At 52.0% G+C, this 2,205-nt stretch carries 2 protein-coding genes; one reads left to right on the top strand and one right to left on the bottom strand.

Going from position 1 to position 2,205, the window contains the following annotated elements:
* Nucleotides 1–36: 36 nt before the first annotated feature.
* Entirely contained in the window at nt 37–1,179 is a 1,143-nt protein-coding gene (locus PMI42_RS38275; protein WP_157195864.1) for an FAD-dependent oxidoreductase, read from the top strand.
* On the opposite strand, the gene PMI42_RS33725 is transcribed toward PMI42_RS38275, so the two are convergent.
* On the bottom strand, nt 1,170–2,205 hold a 1,036-nt coding region (locus tag PMI42_RS33725; RefSeq protein WP_008143501.1), incomplete at its 5' end, for a hypothetical protein. The genes PMI42_RS38275 and PMI42_RS33725 overlap by 10 nt on opposite strands.

Below are 2,205 nucleotides of genomic sequence, written 5' to 3'. Positions count from 1 at the left end.
ACATAACTCCGGATTATGGGCCGTGAAGGGGCATTCGTGCGACCATTCGATATCCTGGTTGTCGGGGGTGGACCGGCCGGATTGCTAACGGCAGCGGAGTTATCGGAGAAGCATCGCGTCGCGCTGATCGACAGTAAACGACTGGGGCAGACGAGCAAATTTTGGGTCACCACCCGTAGACGTCTCCAGAAATACGAACTCCAAGACTGTGTTCTCAGCGCGCCAAGCAAAATGACTGCCGGCACGTTTCTCGGCGGCTATGTTGCGGTCGATGGCGATTTCGCAGTCGTGAACGACAGACGTATTCTTGAAGTGCTCATCGAAAGATGTCGCCAACGAAGCGTGCGCCTTGTCGAAAACTGTTCGTTGATTAGTCTGAAGTGGTGCAGCGATCATATCCAAGCATGCACAACAGACGATTCGTTCAGTGTGCGTGCGATTGTCGATGCGAGCGGCGGCTCATCTTCAATTGCGAGTACATTTAGGCTGCACAAAATCGATGGCTTTTATGCAGTTTATGGATGTGAGTTAAAAAACATCGAGATGAAATCGCAGGACATCGTACTGGGATACGTCGCCCAGCTCGGAGACCCACCGCCGATATTCGAAATTGTTCCAACCGGCGAGAATAGCGCATATTGCGTGGTTTTCATTTTCTCGAGATCGTTGCTTGCTCCTGATATCCTCGCTACTTCGTTTGAGCGGCATTGCCGTCATAACCCTTTCTTCTCACTAACGACGAACACCGAACAAGGCGAGCGCAAGGCGGGGGCAATAGCCATTGGGCACCGATACCGTAGAAAGCTACCAGGTATCCTCTCGGTAGGAGAGGCTGCAATGATACAGCCACCATTGATGGGCACGGCCTTCAATGAGGTGCTGGAGCATACTCATTCGATCTGCCGCCATCTCTCACAAGAGCTTTTGACGAACAGTTCAATCGTGGGCGCGGCTGGGCCGCCTTACCCGTTGCTAAAACGCGCTCAGGATCGCTTGCAGCTCTTTATGGCAAGGCGCCTTATAACTGGAAACGTTGAGGCTTTTGATGCGACTTTACGCGCGGTAGCGAAGCTTCCAAATGACATCGCCTTTAATTTCTTCTCAAACGAACTCTCGTGGTCGCAGTTGCTTCGGTTGAGCTTATTGCTGCCAAATATACTGACGAGAAATCAGGCGTGACTCAATGCTGACTTGGCGAACAAGGTAGCAACATTGAAGGCCAGTGGGAGGCATGTACGAACGGCGATCCCGATATCCACGACGTAATCTGGCGTTGCACTAATTCGATCGAAGAGTTGGGCGAGCGAGTTAATTTTGGCCACATCATCGCTGTCCAACCTTTTATAGTCGATCATCAATTTGTCGATGTCTCTTTGATAGAAAGCGAGCGAGACTTCTTTCGCCTCGCGGATGAGGCCGTGGATAGCAAAATGAGGGTAGATGAGTGCCGCAGAGCAGATCGGAACGTATATTAGTGGCCAGAAGGTTTGCACGAGTTCGATGTAGGCCCGATCTCCTGTCCAGTTCCCTTTAATTGTGCCCGCGAACGCAAACGAATACGCGACACTTAAGATGAGTGTAAACGAGGTGAAATAGTTGATCAGATCGCGAAGTTCTGGCGTCCGCGCCGGTGAATAACGAAAGGTCTTGATGCCAGTTGTGCGCAAACGATGGATTAGTAGGAGCAAATCGATCGTGTGGAGTGTGATAACTCCGGCGGCAATGCAGATTGAAGCCGCTGTGAACCACATGAATCCGAGCAAAGGACCGGAAGCCTTGAAGCCCATCCAAACGAGGCTCGCGGTCCCGACAAAAGAGATTGCACCGACGAGGGTCAAACGTAGTCCGAGAGGTACAACTTCGCTCGAAATCGTTGATTGGTTTCGCGCAACCTTCTTGGCGTATGTTTCCAAGAAGCCGGATCTCGCAATCAACACAAGACACGTGCCAAGACCGATAAGGTAGGGCGCCTGAAGGCTCTCCCACTCCGCAATAAACGGCCTGAACTCGCCCCGGGCATAGGCGACAGCAACGCCGATAAGCGTCCAAGCACCCGAGACTAGAAGGCCGATAAAGAAGTACGCGAAATAGGCGACTTGCGGATGCCTGTCGCTAGCAAAAACAGTGTCACGACTTTCTTCAGGTCGATTCATCATGCATTCGGAGCCAAGCGTGCAGCCGACGGCCCATAATCCGGAGTTATGT

Origin of the sequence: Bradyrhizobium sp. YR681 (assembly GCF_000282615.1) — a bacterium.
Classification (GTDB): Bacteria; Pseudomonadota; Alphaproteobacteria; order Rhizobiales; family Xanthobacteraceae; genus Bradyrhizobium.
The sequence above is the reverse complement of the archived record's forward strand: the minus strand, read 5'-3'. Positions and strand labels throughout refer to the sequence as shown.